21 protein-coding genes are annotated in these 16,066 nt (G+C 69.3%); 6 read left to right on the forward strand and 15 right to left on the reverse strand.

Annotation, left to right across the window (positions count from 1 at the left end; translation table 11 throughout):
• The 5 genes from AVL62_RS02865 to AVL62_RS02885 form a co-directional block, all read right to left on the reverse strand.
• On the reverse strand, window positions 1–329 hold a 329-nt coding region (locus AVL62_RS02865; protein ID WP_153011624.1), incomplete at its 3' end, for a radical SAM protein.
• Entirely contained in the window at window positions 329–853 is a 525-nt protein-coding gene (locus AVL62_RS02870) for a MogA/MoaB family molybdenum cofactor biosynthesis protein (RefSeq protein ID WP_083518621.1), read from the reverse strand. The genes AVL62_RS02870 and AVL62_RS02865, both read right to left, overlap by 1 nt.
• 258 nt (window positions 854–1,111) lie before the next feature.
• On the reverse strand, window positions 1,112–1,837 hold the full coding sequence (locus AVL62_RS02875; protein WP_058890184.1) for a hypothetical protein: 726 nt from the start codon (window positions 1,835–1,837) through the stop codon (window positions 1,112–1,114).
• Window positions 1,834–2,013, reverse strand: a complete 180-nt coding sequence (locus tag AVL62_RS02880) for a hypothetical protein (protein ID WP_058890185.1) — start codon at window positions 2,011–2,013, stop codon at window positions 1,834–1,836. Before AVL62_RS02880 ends, AVL62_RS02875 begins: the two co-directional genes overlap by 4 nt.
• Before the next feature lie 939 nt (window positions 2,014–2,952).
• Complete coding sequence (locus AVL62_RS02885; RefSeq protein WP_235585478.1) at window positions 2,953–3,513, reverse strand: GNAT family N-acetyltransferase; 561 nt, start codon at window positions 3,511–3,513, stop codon at window positions 2,953–2,955.
• A gap of 115 nt (window positions 3,514–3,628) precedes the next feature.
• Between AVL62_RS02885 and AVL62_RS02890 the strand changes: the two genes are divergently transcribed.
• Window positions 3,629–4,282, forward strand: coding sequence for an HAD family hydrolase (locus AVL62_RS02890; RefSeq protein WP_058890187.1), 654 nt, complete (start codon window positions 3,629–3,631; stop codon window positions 4,280–4,282).
• A 54-nt stretch (window positions 4,283–4,336) separates the two neighbouring features.
• On the opposite strand, the gene AVL62_RS02895 is transcribed toward AVL62_RS02890, so the two are convergent.
• Both AVL62_RS02895 and AVL62_RS02900 read right to left on the reverse strand, forming a co-directional pair.
• Window positions 4,337–4,825, reverse strand: coding sequence for a GNAT family N-acetyltransferase (locus AVL62_RS02895; protein ID WP_058890188.1), 489 nt, complete (start codon window positions 4,823–4,825; stop codon window positions 4,337–4,339).
• Window positions 4,826–4,940: 115 nt separating this feature from the next.
• Window positions 4,941–5,843 carry a phosphotransferase gene (locus AVL62_RS02900; RefSeq protein ID WP_058890189.1) on the reverse strand — a complete coding sequence of 301 codons (903 nt, stop codon included), beginning with the start codon at window positions 5,841–5,843 and terminating at the stop codon, window positions 4,941–4,943.
• Window positions 5,844–5,958: 115 nt separating this feature from the next.
• On the opposite strand from AVL62_RS02900, the gene AVL62_RS02905 reads away from it, so the two are divergent.
• Entirely contained in the window at window positions 5,959–6,510 is a 552-nt protein-coding gene (locus AVL62_RS02905) for a DUF402 domain-containing protein (protein WP_161937820.1), read from the forward strand.
• A 36-nt stretch (window positions 6,511–6,546) separates the two neighbouring features.
• Here the strand turns inward: AVL62_RS02905 and AVL62_RS02910 are convergent, their stop codons facing one another.
• The 6 genes from AVL62_RS02910 to AVL62_RS02935 form a co-directional block, all read right to left on the reverse strand.
• Window positions 6,547–7,044, reverse strand: a complete 498-nt coding sequence (locus AVL62_RS02910) for an NUDIX hydrolase (protein WP_083518625.1) — start codon at window positions 7,042–7,044, stop codon at window positions 6,547–6,549.
• Window positions 7,045–7,309: 265 nt separating this feature from the next.
• Window positions 7,310–7,738: a GNAT family N-acetyltransferase gene (locus AVL62_RS02915; protein ID WP_235585476.1), complete on the reverse strand. Its 429-nt coding sequence runs from the start codon at window positions 7,736–7,738 to the stop codon at window positions 7,310–7,312.
• Window positions 7,739–7,840: 102 nt separating this feature from the next.
• Window positions 7,841–8,992, reverse strand: coding sequence for a YihY/virulence factor BrkB family protein (locus AVL62_RS02920; RefSeq protein ID WP_058890193.1), 1,152 nt, complete (start codon window positions 8,990–8,992; stop codon window positions 7,841–7,843).
• Window positions 8,989–9,318, reverse strand: a complete 330-nt coding sequence (locus tag AVL62_RS02925) for a DUF3618 domain-containing protein (protein WP_058890194.1) — start codon at window positions 9,316–9,318, stop codon at window positions 8,989–8,991. The genes AVL62_RS02920 and AVL62_RS02925 overlap by 4 nt, the downstream gene beginning before the upstream one ends.
• Window positions 9,315–9,725, reverse strand: a complete 411-nt coding sequence (locus tag AVL62_RS02930) for a phage holin family protein (protein WP_153011625.1) — start codon at window positions 9,723–9,725, stop codon at window positions 9,315–9,317. The genes AVL62_RS02925 and AVL62_RS02930 overlap by 4 nt, the downstream gene beginning before the upstream one ends.
• Window positions 9,718–10,008, reverse strand: coding sequence for a hypothetical protein (locus tag AVL62_RS02935; protein WP_058890196.1), 291 nt, complete (start codon window positions 10,006–10,008; stop codon window positions 9,718–9,720). The genes AVL62_RS02930 and AVL62_RS02935 overlap by 8 nt, the downstream gene beginning before the upstream one ends.
• Window positions 10,009–10,188: 180 nt before the next feature.
• Here AVL62_RS02935 and AVL62_RS02940 point away from each other — a divergent pair, with 180 nt between their 5' ends.
• The 4 genes from AVL62_RS02940 to AVL62_RS02955 all read left to right on the forward strand — a co-directional run bounded on the left by AVL62_RS02940 (window position 10,189) and on the right by AVL62_RS02955 (window position 13,296).
• Entirely contained in the window at window positions 10,189–10,449 is a 261-nt protein-coding gene (locus tag AVL62_RS02940) for a DUF4235 domain-containing protein (RefSeq protein ID WP_235585480.1), read from the forward strand.
• 65 nt (window positions 10,450–10,514) lie between these two features.
• Entirely contained in the window at window positions 10,515–11,237 is a 723-nt protein-coding gene (locus AVL62_RS02945; RefSeq protein ID WP_083518626.1) for a TetR/AcrR family transcriptional regulator, read from the forward strand.
• A gap of 255 nt (window positions 11,238–11,492) precedes the next feature.
• The gene (locus tag AVL62_RS02950; protein WP_161937821.1) at window positions 11,493–12,287 is read left to right on the forward strand and encodes a hypothetical protein; all 795 of its coding nucleotides are present in this window, start codon (window positions 11,493–11,495) and stop codon (window positions 12,285–12,287) included.
• Window positions 12,288–12,444: 157 nt separating this feature from the next.
• Window positions 12,445–13,296 (forward strand): DUF2382 domain-containing protein, encoded by an 852-nt coding sequence (locus AVL62_RS02955; protein WP_058890199.1) that lies wholly within the window; start codon window positions 12,445–12,447, stop codon window positions 13,294–13,296.
• A 252-nt stretch (window positions 13,297–13,548) separates the two neighbouring features.
• Here AVL62_RS02955 and istB read toward each other — a convergent pair whose 3' ends face one another.
• Window positions 13,549–14,367 carry an IS21-like element helper ATPase IstB gene (istB, locus tag AVL62_RS02960; protein WP_058890202.1) on the reverse strand — a complete coding sequence of 273 codons (819 nt, stop codon included), beginning with the start codon at window positions 14,365–14,367 and terminating at the stop codon, window positions 13,549–13,551.
• Window positions 14,364–15,905, reverse strand: coding sequence for an IS21 family transposase (gene istA / locus AVL62_RS02965; RefSeq protein ID WP_058890200.1), 1,542 nt, complete (start codon window positions 15,903–15,905; stop codon window positions 14,364–14,366). Before istA ends, istB begins: the two co-directional genes overlap by 4 nt.
• Window positions 15,906–16,066: the final 161 nt, after the last annotated feature.

Here is a 16,066-nt window from a genome sequence, read left to right on the forward strand (position 1 = left end):
GCGGTGGCGTTCTTGGCCAGGCCGATGGCGTTGGTCGTCATCGAGATCTCGGGAGCCGGGTCCAGCGCGGAGAGTCCGGCGACGACGTCGACGAGGTCACGGCGCAGCAACGGCTCGCCGCCGGTGAGCCGGATCTCGTCGATGCCCATGGACACCGCCACGTCGGCGAGACGCACCACCTCCTCGGTGGTGAGCATCGTGGCCCGGGGCAGCCAGGGCACGCCGTCCTGGGGCATGCAGTAGGTGCAGCACAGCGAGCACCGGTCGGTCACCGAGATCCGCAGGTCACGGTGCACCCGGCCGTAGCCGTCGACCAGCGGGTCCCGCATCAATGATCGCCACCGACCACTTGTTCGACCAGGTGGCCGAGCAGCGGCCCGATGATGTCCATCCCCTCCGTCACGGCCGCGGGGCGGCCGGGCAGGTTGATGACGAGGGTGCCGCCGACGCCGCGCTCGGCCGGCCAGTCGACGACCCCGACCACCCCGCGTGAGACCGCGGCGTAGGGGGTCTGCCGGGAGCCCTCCCGGCGCATGAGCTCGGCCATGCCCGGGTTCTCCCGGGTGATGACCTGGCGGGTGCCCTCGGGGGTGAGGTCGCGCGGACCCATACCCGTGCCACCGGTGGTCACGACGAGGCGGGCTCCGTCGGCGACGGCGTCACGCAGCGCCCCGGCGACCGACTCCACCCCATCGGGCACGACCACGGGGCCCTTGACGGCATACCCGAGCGCCTGCAGCGCCTCCGTGAGGCGGCGGCCCGACTCGTCCTCGCGGAGCCCGGCCGAGGACCGGCCCGACACCGTGACGACGGCTGCCGTCCTTGTTGCTCGAGACACGTCGCGTGGGCTCATTCTTCGACCCTAACGGGCTCCGACGTCGGACTCGTGAGTGCCTCCATGGATGCCTGGATGACCATTGGGCCATCACTCGAGGATGTCACCTGGGCGTTGCGCACTTCCAGCATTGACGGCCGGGACAGTCACGTCCACGATGGCCGTCCTGTCGAGTGGTCCGAGGTGTGAAGGCGCCGTGGCCGGCAATGGCCCAGTATCTGCCGCTCACCTCGGTCAGGATGCGCGTCGAGCGCCCATAGCGTCGTGGTGCCGGTGCTAGTAGCTGCTGACCTGTCGGCCCGGCCCTTCCGGGTAACCCTCAGGGGGTGGCTCGACGGTGTAGCCGAGTCCGGCCAACGTGTCGGCGGCGTGCTTCTGGTTGTCGCGTATTGCGGCGGCGAGTTGGTGATGGCGCCAGTCTTGACGACCTTGGGCTAGGTGCGACTCCCAGTGGTCGGCTGCATCGATGCCGAACTCGTCGACAAGCATTTGGAGGACGTCCTCCAGCGCGGGGCGGAAGCGAGCACCGCCAAGAGGGAAGTGCAGATCCTCGACGCGGCCGACGGCGCGGCCTCGAGCGCGGCGCTTCGCCCTAGGGGTCCGCTCACCAGCACGGCTCATGGCGTGCGTGAAGGCATCCCGGTGAGCGTGGACGTGAAGGTGTGAACACGGGATGCCGCTCTGGGGGGACTTGACGAACTCGTAGCGATGCAGGGGTGCTCGATCCTCGACAGACGAGACGTGGACCTGCGATTTGTGAACGGCGAGGAAGTGGCCGGGTGCATCCCACCCGCACTGGAACTCGACGGCGAGGCGGAGTAGAGGCTCTCGGCCTGCGGTCAACACGATCCCCATGCGATCGGTAGTGCTGACCGTCAGGCGGTCCCCCTCATCGAGTCTGGTAGCGGTGAACGCGACGTCAAAGCCGACAACTGCCCCTATCGTCCCGCTCAGTTGCTCGGCGAAGTGTCGTGCAGCCTCGTCCAGATTGGGCTGCCTCACCCGAGTAGAAAGTCCAAATGTGCCAGACGACGCGCCGCTTGTGCATGTACGTCGTCGTAAAGACCGGACAGCAAAGCGTCGCGGATGAGGTCTCGGTCCTCGGTGTCGAACATGGCGAGCAGCTCGTCGCGCTCGGCTTCGGCCTCGGAGCGGGTGAGAGTTTGGACGACGGTCATTGCACGCCCCTTCCGGGTCTTGAGTCGCTGCTCCTCACTATGCCACTGGCCACCGACAGCCGCGCGGCGGGCTCGCCCACTCCCTGGGCTTGCTGCTTCAGTCGGTCCTGCGGCTCGACGGCTCCCGCCTGCCGCCCTTCTGTCGAGAGGGGCTACTGCGCGCTCGGTGGCATTGTCCGAGTAGCGGCACCGACATATCTCCGGCACGAGTGCGCCGTGGCAACCTTTCCGCCGGGCCCCGCGGCCAGTGGGCAGCGCACTGTACTTGGCTGACGGGTGACCGCCTGTTCCGAGTGGTCACACGACCTCGCGAAGTCGAGACGGCCGCCGAAGGGGAACAGTGCGGGGAAGGGCAAGCGGGCTGAGGCTTGCATAAGGCGCGAAGGACAGCCGGACGACCTTCGACCGGCTCCGCTATGAGTTCCTGGCTGCGGGTGTGCACAACCCTCCTCCGTCGGGTGATCGGCGGAGTAGTGGCCAAGAGGAGCCATGAGGCGCCAGCCGTGGTGCACGTATAATGCACGAAACGTTCCGAACGCCTGATTCCAGGCTCTTTGTGCAGGTCAGCGCGTTGCGGTTGGAAGTCTTGTAAATGGGTGGTTGAGGGTTCGAGTCCCTTCGCCAGCTCTGAGATCGCCTGTGGCGCAGGCGATTTGGGCTCTATGGACTGCACTTCAGTCTGCTGTTTGAAGAAAAGGTGGGTTAGCCCGCCGAGCGCCTCTGACCTGCCGTTTTCGTCTTGCGGCAGGGCGAGAGTGTTCCTGGACCTGCGAAGCCCTGATGCACGTATGCTGCACGCCGCGGGCGGGTGCATCTGCCGGTTCGAACACCGCGCGATCAGGTGACAGGCTGTCTGACACGTGGATCAGGCCCAGGAGGCTGGCAACTTGTGGGCCACAGTCGGCAGCCGGGTAGAGGTTGGGTTGTCCTGCGAGGCGGTCAGTCGGAGGGGATCTCGGTTCGGCGGCGAGCGTCGCGGTGCGGGAGTGCGCTGTAGACGTACATGTCTCGGCGTTGGGTGCCGACTTGTTGCCAGGACCTCAGGAGTCCTTCTCGGAGGTAGCCGCAGCGTTCGGCGGCGCGCCACGATCCTTGGTTCCAGGGTTCGACGTGCAGCTCGAGCCGGTGGACGTCGTCCAACCGGAGTGCCCAGTCCGTGAGGGCCGTGAGTGCGGCCACGAGGTGGCCGCGGCGGCGGTGCGGGGCAGCGATCCAGTAGCCGGTGCTGGCGCGGCCCTCGTGGATGTTGTGGACCCAGAGCCCGATCTGTCCGACGGCGTGGTCGGTGCGGGTGTCGACGATGGCGAAGGAGTACCCGACTCCGCTTCGGAGCCGTTCGTGCTGCCGGGCGATGTAGGCCATGGCCGCGGCCCGGGTCGACTCTCGGGGGACGGTCGTGATCAGCGGGATCAGGTCGTCGTCGGCGACGGACTGGATCAGGGGCACGTCCTGTTCCTCGAACGCCCTGAGCTGCACGCCCTGATGGGACAGCGTCGGCATCACCTGGGGCAGCATGCGGTCATCCAACCACCCGCCAGCATCACGGCCTGAAGACCTGGCGTGCGCCGGGTGGTGGGACCGGGCATTCGCCGCGTGGTGAGCGAGGATGCCAGGCATGGCGTTCACCGGTGTGCTCTTCGACTGCTTCAGGACACTGGTGATGGTCGGTTCGTTCCAGGGCTGGTTGGGTCGGGCGGTCGAGGCGTCCGGCGACGGTCCAGTTATGCAGGAGGAGGACGTCGCGGAGGTGCTGCGCACGGTCTGGGCGCGGGCTGCCGACCGGTACCCGGACGCGCGATGGGACCTCGACCCTCACCTGCACCGGGAGGTCTTCGAGGGGATCCTCACGAGCGAGGCGGGGTGCACCCGCAGGCTGGCAGGTGTCCTGTACGACACGATGCCTGACCAGTGGCGACCGGCTCCTGGTGCTGTCGAGCTCCTGCAGTCCTTGCGGGCAGGTGGCTACCGGGTGGGGTTGCTGTCGAACACGGGGATCGACCTGCGTCCACGTCTGGCCGACCTTGGCCTGCTGGCCCTGCTGGACACGGTGGTCCTGAGCTTTGAGGAGGGTATGGTCAAGCCGGACCCGCGGATCTTCGGCCTGGCCGCCGAGCGCCTCGGGGTCCCCGCCGGGGCGTGTGTGTTCGTCGGAGACACCCCGAACACCGACGGTGGGGCAGTGCACGCCGGGATGCCCAGCGTCCTGATCCCGGTAGTAGGCGGGGTACCGCAGCTGAACATCGCCGCGGGCCTGCTGGTCGGTAGCTGACGAACGCTGCTCGGGTCACCTGGCCGTGGGTGCGGGGTGTCGGTCGCGACCCTCTCAGCGCCGCGGCAGCCGCATGTGCATCTCGGGGCGGCCGTCGGAGGTGCTCTGGGTCGAGCCGGTGGGCTGGAAGCCCAGACTCTGGTACAGCCCCCGCGCTGCGGTGTTGTCGAGGGACACCCACAGGTCCGCACACCCGGCCAACCGCTGCGCAGTGCCCACGGCGGTCAGCATCAGCTGGCGTGCGACCCCGGCCCGGCGTGCCGGGGGAGCGACCCAGAGGGCGATGACCTCGGGGACCGGCTTGGTGCACGGGTCGTACCAGAGCCGGACCATGCCCACGGGCTCGGTGTCGAGGAAGGCGAACCACGAGCGGTCATCGACGCGACGACGCCAGTCGGCCTCGTCGAGCAGCTGCTGGCTGACCAGGGTGGCACCGAAGGCCTCCGGGTTCGTATCGAGCGCAGCCAGACGGACCTGGCGGTGGATGGCCCACTCGTCTCGGTCCAGGGTGCGGACGCTGACCCGCCGGCTGACCTGCGACATGACGTCGACACTAGCGACCAGGTCGCAGCAGCCCGCACCGGCAAGGCTGTTCGCACCCAGGTCGCGCGGGTTTCGCAACGCCCCCGCCGACGGGGTCCTGGTTGACCGATGATCATCAGGGGTGGGTGGTCGCGTGGGACAGAACCGCTTCCTGGGTGGTGAGCTCGGCTGCGGCGTCCTCACCGTTGCCGTGGCGGGCCACGAAGGCGGCGACCTCGAGGCAGGCCAGGGCCAGGCACAGCTGCCAGACGTGGTCACCGGCGACACCCCGGCCTGCTGATTGCAGGCGCTCGGCTGCCGGCCGTGCGTCGTGGGTGGTGGCGTCCCGGTAGAGCCAGGCGTAGTCCAGGGCTCGGGTCCCAGGCCCGCAGGCGCCGACGTCGATGATCGCGATGCGCGGCGGCTGCCCCGTGCGGGTGTGGGTGTGGTCGATGAGGATGTTGTCGAGGGTCAGGTCGCCGTGCACGGCATCGCCGCTGGGGACCATGGTGCGCGACAGCAGCCTCGCCGTGTCCTCGATGCGCCGCAGCAGCGGGTCGGATGTCGCACCCAGGGCCGCCAGGTCGGCGCGGGGCCCGTCGGGGGCGGTCAGGGCCCAGGACAGGTAGTCGCTCCACGATCCCTCCGAGGGGCCCGCGGCGCCGGCCTGCAGCTCCACCGCGGCGATCAGGTCCTCCACTGGCATCGTGTCCCAGGTGCCCGTATGGCCCGGCGCTAGGTCAGCGATGACGAACGTGACACCGCTGGCCAACGTGCCCCAGTGGTGCCAGCACGGGGTGGGATACCCCCGCCTACGGAGGTCGCGCACGATGCGGGCGGTCTGCGCGCGGCGGGCGACCAGGCCGGGATGTGACGTCCAGGTCAGCACCCGCACCACGGGCCGTGACCCGGCTGCCCCGTCGATGACGGTCCAGGCGCCACCTTGCCGTCCGCCGCCCAGGCGCCCGAGGAGCTGGTAGTCCGTGCCCAGGTGGCCGTTGACCTGCGACACCACCTGCGGCCAGGACAAGAACGCCATACCCCCATCAGAACCGGCGCCCGCACCAGCCCGCAACCACGGGAGGCCGGAGCGTTGTCGCGCGCCTGGCGCCAGGGCAGGTCGGACCTTGCGGGGTCGGGGGAGGATGGTGGGCATGACGGATCGCCGGGGCCGAACAGTCGTGATCAAGAAGGTCAAGCGCCCTGCAGGGGTGTTCACCTGGAAAGCTCACCCTCTGGGCGAGGACGAGCACGGACACTGGCTGTTCCTCGGCCAGGGCGCGACGTGGCTGGGACCGCACGCTGCAGGCCGGGTGTCCGTCGATGCGGTCGTCCTGGTCAGCCCTGGCCAGCCCTGGGTCACCTGGTGGGTGGACGACCCGGCCGACCCTGGGGTCGAGCTCGACGTCTGCCTACCGCCCGCACCGTCTGAGCAGGGGGACCGGTGGTCCTACGTCGACCTGGAGCTGGATCCCGTGCTGCACGTCCGCACCGGGCAGGTAGAGGTGCAGGACTGGGACGAGTTCGGTGAGTCTGTCGACACCGGGATCATGGATCGGGCCACCGCCGACCTGGCCCTCCAGACCGCTCAGAAGTTGCGGCATCTCCTCGCTGGGCCGGCACCCGAGTGGCTGCCCCTGGGGTGGTCAAGGCTCGCCCGCGCCGCTGGACGACCGGCCCCGGGACCAGACCACTACGCACCCTGAAACCATGTGAGCCCACGAGGGTGCGCGGGCGGTGCCTCAACCGCGGGCCGTCGGGGCAATGGTGGGGTGTGCCTGTGGGTGCTCGAACGCCCAGTGCGTGCCCGACCCGGCCGCTCCGGTGAGTATGGCGATGGCCGGCTCGGACAGGGGACGCCACGGGTGCAAGCGTAACCGTTCGACAGCGTCGGTGATGGCCACCCACCGGGCCTCCTGGACGACGGCATCGGGGTCATCGACCGCCAGGACGGGTTCCACCTCCAACTCGACGGCGAAGTTCCACGCCAAGATCGTCGTTCCGCCCGCGATGACCGAGGACGTGCTGGCCAAGCGGAGGTCCTCGGCAGCGACGTCGACGCCGGTCTCCTCCCGCAGCTCGCGCACGGCGCCTTCGGCCGGCGTCTCGGCGGACTCCACCATGCCGCTGGGGATGCTCCAGCAAGGATCGGCCCAGCGTGGGTGTTCCTCACGGACCAGGATCACCCGATCCTGGTGGATCGCCACCACACCAGCAAACCGGGCGTGAGCAGCCGTCATGACCCCATGATGCCCGGCGCGTCTCACTTGCGATATCCGTGGACCCCCGGCGCGGCGAGGCAACACACGTCCTTCGCGCAGGACGGAACGCTCTGGGTGCGCGGCGTTGACCGGCGTCGCGGGAGGAATGGGGCTGCTACCGGGCCCGTCAACAGGCTCGTCGGGACTGCTGGCACGCCTGGTGACATCTGGTCTACCGAAGTCCGGTGGACCGCGTCATGGTGAGCGGGACGTGCGGGTGCTGGCGGCTTCAGCAGGGGTGAAGTCACAGGGCCTTGATCATGAAGAGGCAGGGATTCTGGTCGCCCCAGAGGTCGGTCTCCTCCAGTGGCAGGAAGCCCATCTGTTCGTAGAAGTGGCGGGTGCGCGCGTAGCCGGAGTCGGGGTGGGATGCGCCGAGCGTCTTGACCTCGAGGAGTTTCACGCCGCGCTGGCGCGCGTCCTGCTCGATGGCCTGGACCATGGCTGTTCCGACACCCTGACCGTGATGCTGACGGTCGACGACCATGAGGTGCAGCTCGGCGACGTGCGGGAAGTGACGATCGACCAACGTCAGACCGACCACGCCGCCGTCCTCACCTTTCACTGTCCATGTCTCCTTGGATCGGGCCGCCTCGATGTAGTCGCCGTTTGCCTCGGGCAGCCCGAACCACTCCGGCACCGATGCCAACAGTTGCTCCGCCGCCTCCGGCACGGGCGAGTCTGGACGACACATCCACTCCATTGCTCGAGCCTTCCACGAGGTCTCCGCGCGCCGACACCCGGTATGAAGGGACCGTTGTCACGTTCTGCGCCATCAGCGGTCTTTTCGGTCGGGGTGCTCGGCCCCGTTGACCGTGCCGGGTGCCTGGTCGGGGTCGGTGGTGTCCCCGCCGCTGCGGCGCAGGGCGCGGGCCTTGTCCTGGTCCGCCTGCTCCTTCTCCTCCGCCGCGCGGATCTTGGCGTCGTCGCGGGGAGGCAGCTGGATGTCCTCCTCGGCCTGGATGCCGGCGATGAGCTGACGGGACCGCTCGAGCTCGGCGTCGACCTCCGCCCCGAGCAGCAGCGCGAGGTTGGTGATCCACAGGTAGAGCAGGAAGATGATCACCCCGGCGAACGAGCCATAGGTGGCGCCGTAGCTGGAGAAGTTGGCGATGTAGAAGCCGAACGCGACCGAGATGAGGACCCAGACGAGGATCGCGAACGCGGCGCCGATGCTGAGCCACCGGAATTTCGGCTGCTGGACGTTGGGCGTGCTGTAGTACAGCAGCGCCACGATCAGCATGACCAGGACCAGCACGACCGGCCACTTGGCGATCTGCCACACGGTGATCACGGTCGACCCCAGGCCGATGGCCTCGCCGAGCGCCGTCGCCACCGGCCCGGACACGATGAGCATGAGCGCGACGAGCACCACCATGAGCACCATGACCAGGGTGATGAGGAGCATGACCGGGCGCAGCTTCCACACCGGCCGGCCTTCCTCGATCTCGTAGACCCGGTTCATCGCGCGGCTGAACGCGGTGACGTACCCCGAGGCCGACCACAGCGCGGTCGCCAGACCTACGACCAGGGCCAGCCCGGCACCCGGGGAGGTCGCCAACGACTCCACCACCGGCTCCAGGGTCGAGGCCCCGGACTCGCCGAGCACGCTGCTCAGCACGGGCATCACCGCGTCGACGACCTGCTGGCTCTGCCCGACCAGCCCGAGCAGAGAGAAGATCGCGATGAGCGCCGGGAAGATGGCGAGCACGGCGTAGTACGTCAGCGCGGCCGCGAGGTCGGTGCACTCGTCGTCCAGGAACTCCCGGAACGCCTTGCCCGCGGTGTACTTCCACGCCGGCCCGGTCATCTGCGCCGGCGAGTCCGGCTTGTCCTCCCGCTCCGGGTCCGGCGCGTCCACCTGCCCGGCCCTGCGGCCCGAGTCCTTGCCGCCGGTTTCCTTGCGGTTGGCTGCGCTGGAGCTCACCGCCGTACCCGCCGGGCGACCCCGATGATCAGCACCACGGCGGCCACGGCACCGAGCGCGGGGGCCAGCACGCTGAGCACGTCCCGGTGGTCATCACTTTGCAGCCGGGTTTTGACCGACTCGACTGTGTCGTGGGTCTGCTTCTTGACCGACTCGACTTTGTACTGGGCCTGCTTCTTCACGTCCAGGCGTTCGGTGAGTTCGTCGACGGTGTCGCCGAGCTCGGCGCGGTGCCGGGCGATGTCGGCCTCGATCTGTGCCGGGTCGTTGCTGGCCTCGTCCTGGGTGTTGTCGCTGTCGAGGTTCTCGTGCGGTGTGGTGCTCATGACTGGGCTGCCCCCTTGACCTGCTCGATGTCCTGCTTGACGTTGTCCATGGCACGTTCGGGCTTGGCCGGGGTGGCCTCCTGCACGCGCTTCTTGCCCACCAGCGACACCACGGCCGCCGCCGCGAACAGCAGCAGAGTGACGATGCCCGCGGCGGCCCACGGGGGCAGCACCAGGGCGAGGGCCAGGATGGCCGTCGTGATCAGGGCGGCGATGCCGAAGAAGGCGAGCAGGCCACCGGCGCCGAACATGCCTATGCCCACGCCCGCGTTCTTGGCCTTGGCGCTCAGCTCAGCCTGCGCCAGGCGCATCTCGTCCCGGATGAGCGTGCTCGTCTGCTCGCTCAACCGCCCGATCAGCTCACCCGTTGACGCATGATCGGTGTCCGGCGTGAACCGCTCAGCCACGAGGCCCCTCCAGGTCATCACCCGCGAGGGCGGTGTCGGTGTCGACCTCCCACGGGTCATCCATGCTGTCCCGGTCGCCGTCCTTGGCGTTGCTCAGCCGGCCCTTGGCCTGCTCGGTCACCTTCCCGGCCTGGGCCTTGGCCTTGTCCGCCTGCTCCTGCACCTTCGGGTGCCCCCACAGCTCCTGCGCCTTCGCGCTGAGCTGCTCGTACCTCTCCCGGCCCGCCCTGGCGCCCAGGACGTACCCGGCCCCGAAGGCGGTCGCCATCATGATCTTGCTCATCGTCTGCTCCTGACTGCAGAGGGGGTGTCGCACGGACCCAGGGCTGGGGCCGCGTCGCCTTGCTGTGGTGCCCGGCAGGCGAATACGGTGTAAACGTACGGCGTAATCGAATGGCGTGCAAGCGTGTCCCCGGGGGGTCCGGGGCAAGACGAGGAAGTGGTGAGGTCAGTGGGCGACAAGATGTGGAGCGTGGCGACGACGGCGGCGGCGATCGGTGGTGGGGTGATGGCCAAGAACGTCATCGAGACGACGTGGAAGTTCGTCACCGGCAGCAACTCCCCGAGCAACCCCGAGGACCCGGAGGTGGACTGGGGGGAGGCTGTGGCCTTCGCGCTGGTCTCCGGCGCGGTGGTGCAGCTGGTGCGGGTGTGGATCAACCACAAGTCGACCGAGGCCTACACCAAGCGCAAGGGACACCTGCCCGAGTCGGTCGCGAGTTGACCGCGAGGGGACGGCGAGCCGACACGCGGTGCGTGTGACAGGCTGGACGCTCAGGAGGTGTGCCGATGAGCCCAGAGGAGCCGGACGAGGCGCGGTCCACGCGGCCGCCACGCCTCAGCCGTCAGCGCATCGTCGATGCTGGCCTTGCCAGTATCGAGGCTCATGGTGTGGACCAAATGACCATGCGCAGCCTGGGTCGCGACCTGGGGGTTGAGGCGATGGCCCTGTACCGGTACGTCTCCGGGCGGGAAGATCTGCTGGAGGCGGTCGTGGAGAGTCTCCTGGACGGGCTCATCAAGCGCGTGGAGGCCGCGGAGACCACGAGCTGGCAGGAGTACCTGCAGCACGTCGCGCACGAGATCCGCCACATGGCTCTGGCCCACCCCACGGCGTTCCCACTGGTGGTCTCGCGGCACCCGGCGGCGCCCTGGCTGCGACCGCCGCTGCGCGACATCGCCATGGTCGAGCACCTCCTGGCCACCCTGTGCGAGCGAGGCTTCAGCGACGACCAAGCGGTGGACACCTACAAGGCATTCACCAGCTTCCTCGTCGGGTCCCTGCTGCTGGAGGTCTCCACCAAGACCGAGAACGTCGCCGCGGTGGAAGAACCGATGAACGAGGGCAGTGCCGACATACCCGAGCAAGACACGGTAGAAGATGTCGACCTCGGGCAGGCACCGCACGTCGTGCGAATGCGCGACCGACTCAGCCAGGACCACAGCGAGGCCGAGTTCGAGACCGGCCTCGAGAGCCTGCTCAACCGCATCGAGAACACCGTCTCTCACTAGCCCCCGGCCCGGTGGGGAGCGCCCGCGATGGGCACATCGGGCCCACCTGCGGGTCAGGCGGCCAACTGCCCGCTCCTGAGCCCACCCGATGCCTCTGGTCTTTACCACCGCCGAGGTGCGGCGTAACCTGTTGCTGTTTACAGCGTAAGCGGTACGTTCATCCGGTCATGTCAGGCAGGGGTAGGAGGGGTGATGGCAATCGCGTGCAGTGAGGTCGTCCCATCGGTCCGGCCGGCGCGTCCGCGGGTCGCGGTCGTGACGGTGGTCCGGGGCGAGCATCGGGCGCTCTTGGCCCAGGTCGACGGACTGTCCACGAGCACGTGGCCCCCCGACGTCCACGTCACCCTCGCGGTCGCGGATCGCGAGCTGAACCGCAACAAGCTGCCAATACGGTCTGACCGGTGGGAGACCTTCATCGTCCCCGGCAGGGACCTGCGACGAGCTCCCAGGGCCGCCTTCCGCTCCTCGGTGATGCATGCCTGCGACGTGGCGCTGAACGCTGGTGCAGAAGTGGTCGTGTTCGTCGATGTTCGGTGCCTGCCAGGCCGGCGACTGCTGCAGACCTACGCCGAGCACGCCACCAACAGCACCCAGACAACCCCAGTCCTGTGGAGCGCCGCTCAGACCGTCCAGCTCGACGTACCACCGGGGACCGTGTATCCCGTCTCGGGCGGGCTGGGGTCCCTCGTCACACCAACACCGGTCGACGCCCGACCGAGCCCGACGACGGGACCGTCGGTGCCGTGGGCGGAGTCGTTTGCTGTCCGGGCCGGCGACTGGGCGGTCGTGCGCAAGGCGTGGGCCGGCAGGAAGTCACCGGCCGAGGAGCAGCCCACCATGACATCAAGCTCACGTGAGCCGCAGCCCGTGCCCTCCCTGGTTGACGCGGTGAGGTCTGTAGGCGGTTCGCACGTCCAGGTTCCCGACGACGCGGTGCTGTACCGGCAGCACCCCCGATTTGCCGACACCAGGTACTCCCCGGGGGCACTGCGCCTGCCGGAGAGCACGCTGTCCGAACGCTGCGAACGGATCGCGGTGGCAGGGTCCTAGGCCGCCGGTGACCGCCGTGCGGTGGTTCACGTCGTCCGAGGGCCAAGCGGTGGCGCGGTGCCCGCCTGGGTTGCGGGGTCATCGTGAAGGCGCCTACGTTTACGGTGTAAACGGACGGCGCATCAGGGCGCCGGCCACCATCACAGGAGGTTCCCGCATGTGGAACAAGGAACAGATCCAGTCCCTGCACAACGGCGGTGTGGTCGTCGACCAGGACGGGGAGAAGATCGGCAAGGTCGGCCAGGTCTACCTGGAGGACTCGACCGGTGAGCCCGCGTGGGTGACAGTCAAGACCGGGCTCTTCGGCACCTCGGAGTCTTTCGTGCCCCTGCAGGGTGCCACCGTGCAGGACCAGGAGGTGCGGGTGCCGTACACCAAGGACCAGGTCAAGGACGCCCCCCGGGTCGAGGAGGACGGTCACATCTCCGTGGAGGAGGAGCGCGAGCTGTTCTCCTACTACGGTGGCCGGGATGGCCAGAAGAACGCGAACAACGGCGCACCGGCCACCCGCGACCAGGAAGACACCCGCGCCGGCACCGCCGGCCGGGCCGACGCCGGAACGGGCATGACCGGCGGGACAGAAACCGCCGCAGGCGCCGGGGGCACTGGGCGCGGCACCGGCGACGACGAGTCGGACGCCAGCATGGTCCGCTCCGAGGAGCAGCTGCACGTCGGCACCGAGAAGGTCGCCACCGGCAAGGCCCGCCTGCGTAAGTACGTCGTCACCGAGCACGTCACCAAGACCGTCCCCGTCCAGCGTGAGGAGGTCCGTATCGAACGCGAGCCCCTCGACGAACAGGACCGGGACCGCCTGTCCGGGTCCGACCTGAGCGAAGACGAGCTCGAAGTCACCCTCGCCGAGGACCAGGTCGTCGTCGACAAGGAGACCGTTCCGGTCGAGGAGGTGCGCCTGAACACCGACACCGTCACCGAGGAGCAGCAGGTCAGCGACGAGGTCCGCAAGGAGCAGATCGACACCGACCTGCCTGACCAGCACCACAACCACTGACCCCAAATCCCACCCACGTCGGCCCCACCCCGCTCGGGGTGGGGTCGGCGCGTGCGTAGCTAGGCAGAGACGCCACACCGCCAGGCCGCCCTGATGCTCTCACCCGGATCAATCGCGGAGGCGCGGACGCAGAACTGCACGTTCGACTGTCTGTCAAGGGACAGTGGGACTTCCCTGTAGGCGGACAGTAGATCTCCTTGCTGGCGGACAGTTCATCTCCCTGTCCGTGGTCAGCTGATCTCCCTGGGGCGGTTAGGTCAAGGGGATCACTCCTCGTCCGGTGGTGGCCTCGGCGAGGCGGAGTGAGGTGCCCTCGGTGATGATGACGTGGGCGTGGTGCAGGAGCCGGTCGACGGCGGCGGTGGCCAGCGTCTTGGGCATGATCGTGTCGTACCCGGAGGGGTGGATGTTGCTGGTGACCGCCAGGGAGCGGCGCTCGTAAGTGGCGTCGACGAGTCGGTAGAACGCCTCGGCGGCGGCCTGCCCGGAGGGCAGCATGCCGATGTCGTCGACCACGATCAGCTCGGCCCGGGTGATCCTGGCCAGGACCTTGCTGACCGTCCCATCGACCGCGGCCCGCCCGATCGCGGTGGTGAGGGACTCCAGGGTGAACCAGGACACCCGCATGCCCTCGTCGATGACCTTGTGCGCCAGGGCCTCGACGAAGTGGGTCTTGCCGGTGCCGGAGGGCCCGCTGATCGCGAGGTTCTCGGCGCGGTGGACCCATTCCAGTGCGGCCAGGGCGGACTGGAATGGGGCCGGGATGGAGGAGTCGGCCTCACGCCAGGACGCGAACGTCTTGCCGGCGGGCAGGCCGGCGGCCTTGCGGCGCATGGCCCTGGTGGCCTCGTCGCGGCCGCGGACCTCCTCATCGAGCAGCACGCGCAGGACCTCGGCCGGGTCCCACCGTTGAGCCTTGGCGGTGGCCAGGACCTCGGGGGCGGCGGTGCGCAGGTAGGGCAGCCGCATGCGGCGCAGCACCTGCTCCAGGTCGGCCGGCAGGGGTGGCGCCGTCCCCGGCCCGGTGGTGGTCGTCGTCCTCGCGCGCGTGCTCGTGCTGGTGGTGCTCATCGGGTGCCCCCGGTGGTGAACCCGGCCCACCCGTTCGTGCCGGGCTGGGTGGTTGCGGTCTCGTCGGCGATGACGAGGTCGACGCTGGTCGTGCCGGCGGCCAGGTGGTCGAGGATGCTGGCCAGGTCGGCCTCGGCGAACCGGCCGGCGGCCGCGGCGACGCCGAGCGCGGCGTCGACCCGCTCGGTCCCGACGAGGGCGGCGAGCTGGACGGCGTCGGCCATCTTGGCCCGGATCCGCACGGTCCCGGCGGCGGAGGCCTCGACCAGCCAGGCGCGGGCTCCTTCACCCAGGGCCAGGAACGCGGCCTCGGCCTCGGTGCGTGCCCGCGGCCGAGGCGGCCGTGGTGTCCCGTCGACCTCTTGGGGGTGGTCGGGGTAGTGGGACGGCTCGATCCTCGGGCTGCCGGGGGTGGAGGTGATGTGCCGGGCGGCCTCGATGAGCCCGGCGACGCCGCCGGCCCAGGCCGGCACGACGGGCAGGGTGGTGGTGTCGGCGACGATGACGACCTCGGTGCCGACGACGCGTACCCATACCTCGGCCCCGACCAGGCCCGGCGGGGTCGAGTAGCGCACCGAGCCGAACCGCACGGTCTGGTCGGTGTTCACGACCCGGGTCACCCCCAGGGCCATGGTGTGCGGCGATGTGGGCAGGGTGTGCAACCTGGCTCGCTCCTGCGTCAGGGCGAGCTCGGGGACGCGGGCGGACTCGCGGTGCTTGCGCCCGTTGACCTTGGCCATGAACGCCTCGCACGCGGCCCGCAGCTCCTCGAAGGAGGCGTACTGCTCGCCCAGGTTGGCCTGAGTGGGGACCAGGTCGGCCTTGGCGATCTTGACCGTGGCCTCGGTCCCGCCCTTGGACTGCGGGTCGTACGGGACGCACGTGTGGACCGTCGTGCCGTAGTGCCGGGCCACGGTCACCAGGTCGGGGTGGCGCACCGGCACGCCGGCGACGTGGTCGATCGTGACCGTCCTGGCGTTGTCGGTCAGCACGTACGAGGGAACCCCGCCGATCGTGCGGAAGGTGGCGTCCAGGCACGCCACCAGCGTCGGCAACGTCTGGTCCCAGGTCGGGATCACGACCCGGTAGCGCGACCAGGCCAGCCACGCGCAGAACAGCAGCGTGCCCCGCGCCCGCCCGTCCGGACCGGGGACCTTCGGGCCCTCGCCCCAGTCGAACTGCAGCCACAGCCCGGGCTCGGTGATCCAGGGCCGGTACGTGCGAGCGTTGCCCGCGCGCCACGCGGCCTTGGCGGCCGCGACCGCTCGGCGCGTGGTCCGCTCGGTCCCGGTGAAACCAAGCCCCACCAGACGCTCGTGGAGCACGTCCGCGCGGGCCTTGCCCGAGGAGTGGTCGACCCACTCCTCGATCTTGGGCAGGTACGGATCGATGATCCGCGGCCGCCGGCCCGGACCGGTCACCGGCGCCCCGCTGTCACGGGCCGCGACATACCGTCGCACGGTCTTGGGGTCTACCCCGGCCAGCTGCGCGGCCGAGTTCGCGCACTCGGTGACGTCGAACGCCTCGAGAATCTCCATGATCTCCCTGTCAGACTTCTTCACGCGTCCCTCCGGTAGGTGAGTGCTCGTTGGTGGTCGAAGACCTCGAGCACACCCCCGGAGGGACGCTTCATTCGGGACCGACACGGCCCGGCCCCTTGGCCACGGGCAGGGAGATGAGCTGTCCGTCAGCAGGGAAG

Origin of the sequence: Serinicoccus chungangensis, assembly GCF_001483745.1 — a bacterium.
Classification (GTDB): Bacteria; Actinomycetota; Actinomycetes; order Actinomycetales; family Dermatophilaceae; genus Ornithinicoccus; species Ornithinicoccus chungangensis_A.

Excerpts from the sequence above, each read along its gene's own strand:
- AVL62_RS02895 (WP_058890188.1), bottom strand. The coding sequence starts at position 4,825 with ATGTCGCAGGTCAGCCGGCGGGTCAGCGTCCGCACCCTGGACCGAGAC.
- AVL62_RS02885 (WP_235585478.1), bottom strand. The coding sequence starts at position 3,513 with ATGCCGACGCTGTCCCATCAGGGCGTGCAGCTCAGGGCGTTCGAGGAA.
- AVL62_RS02905 (WP_161937820.1), top strand. The coding sequence starts at position 5,959 with ATGACGGATCGCCGGGGCCGAACAGTCGTGATCAAGAAGGTCAAGCGC.
- AVL62_RS02870 (WP_083518621.1), bottom strand. The coding sequence starts at position 853 with ATGAGCCCACGCGACGTGTCTCGAGCAACAAGGACGGCAGCCGTCGTC.
- AVL62_RS02925 (WP_058890194.1), bottom strand. The coding sequence starts at position 9,318 with ATGAGCACCACACCGCACGAGAACCTCGACAGCGACAACACCCAGGAC.
- AVL62_RS02900 (WP_058890189.1), bottom strand. The coding sequence starts at position 5,843 with ATGGCGTTCTTGTCCTGGCCGCAGGTGGTGTCGCAGGTCAACGGCCAC.
- AVL62_RS02880 (WP_058890185.1), bottom strand. The coding sequence starts at position 2,013 with ATGACCGTCGTCCAAACTCTCACCCGCTCCGAGGCCGAAGCCGAGCGC.
- AVL62_RS02940 (WP_235585480.1), top strand. The coding sequence starts at position 10,189 with ATGTGGAGCGTGGCGACGACGGCGGCGGCGATCGGTGGTGGGGTGATG.
- istA (WP_058890200.1), bottom strand. The coding sequence starts at position 15,905 with ATGGAGATTCTCGAGGCGTTCGACGTCACCGAGTGCGCGAACTCGGCC.
- AVL62_RS02910 (WP_083518625.1), bottom strand. The coding sequence starts at position 7,044 with ATGACGGCTGCTCACGCCCGGTTTGCTGGTGTGGTGGCGATCCACCAG.
- AVL62_RS02935 (WP_058890196.1), bottom strand. The coding sequence starts at position 10,008 with ATGAGCAAGATCATGATGGCGACCGCCTTCGGGGCCGGGTACGTCCTG.
- AVL62_RS02945 (WP_083518626.1), top strand. The coding sequence starts at position 10,515 with ATGAGCCCAGAGGAGCCGGACGAGGCGCGGTCCACGCGGCCGCCACGC.
- istB (WP_058890202.1), bottom strand. The coding sequence starts at position 14,367 with ATGAGCACCACCAGCACGAGCACGCGCGCGAGGACGACGACCACCACC.
- AVL62_RS02890 (WP_058890187.1), top strand. The coding sequence starts at position 3,629 with ATGGCGTTCACCGGTGTGCTCTTCGACTGCTTCAGGACACTGGTGATG.
- AVL62_RS02955 (WP_058890199.1), top strand. The coding sequence starts at position 12,445 with ATGTGGAACAAGGAACAGATCCAGTCCCTGCACAACGGCGGTGTGGTC.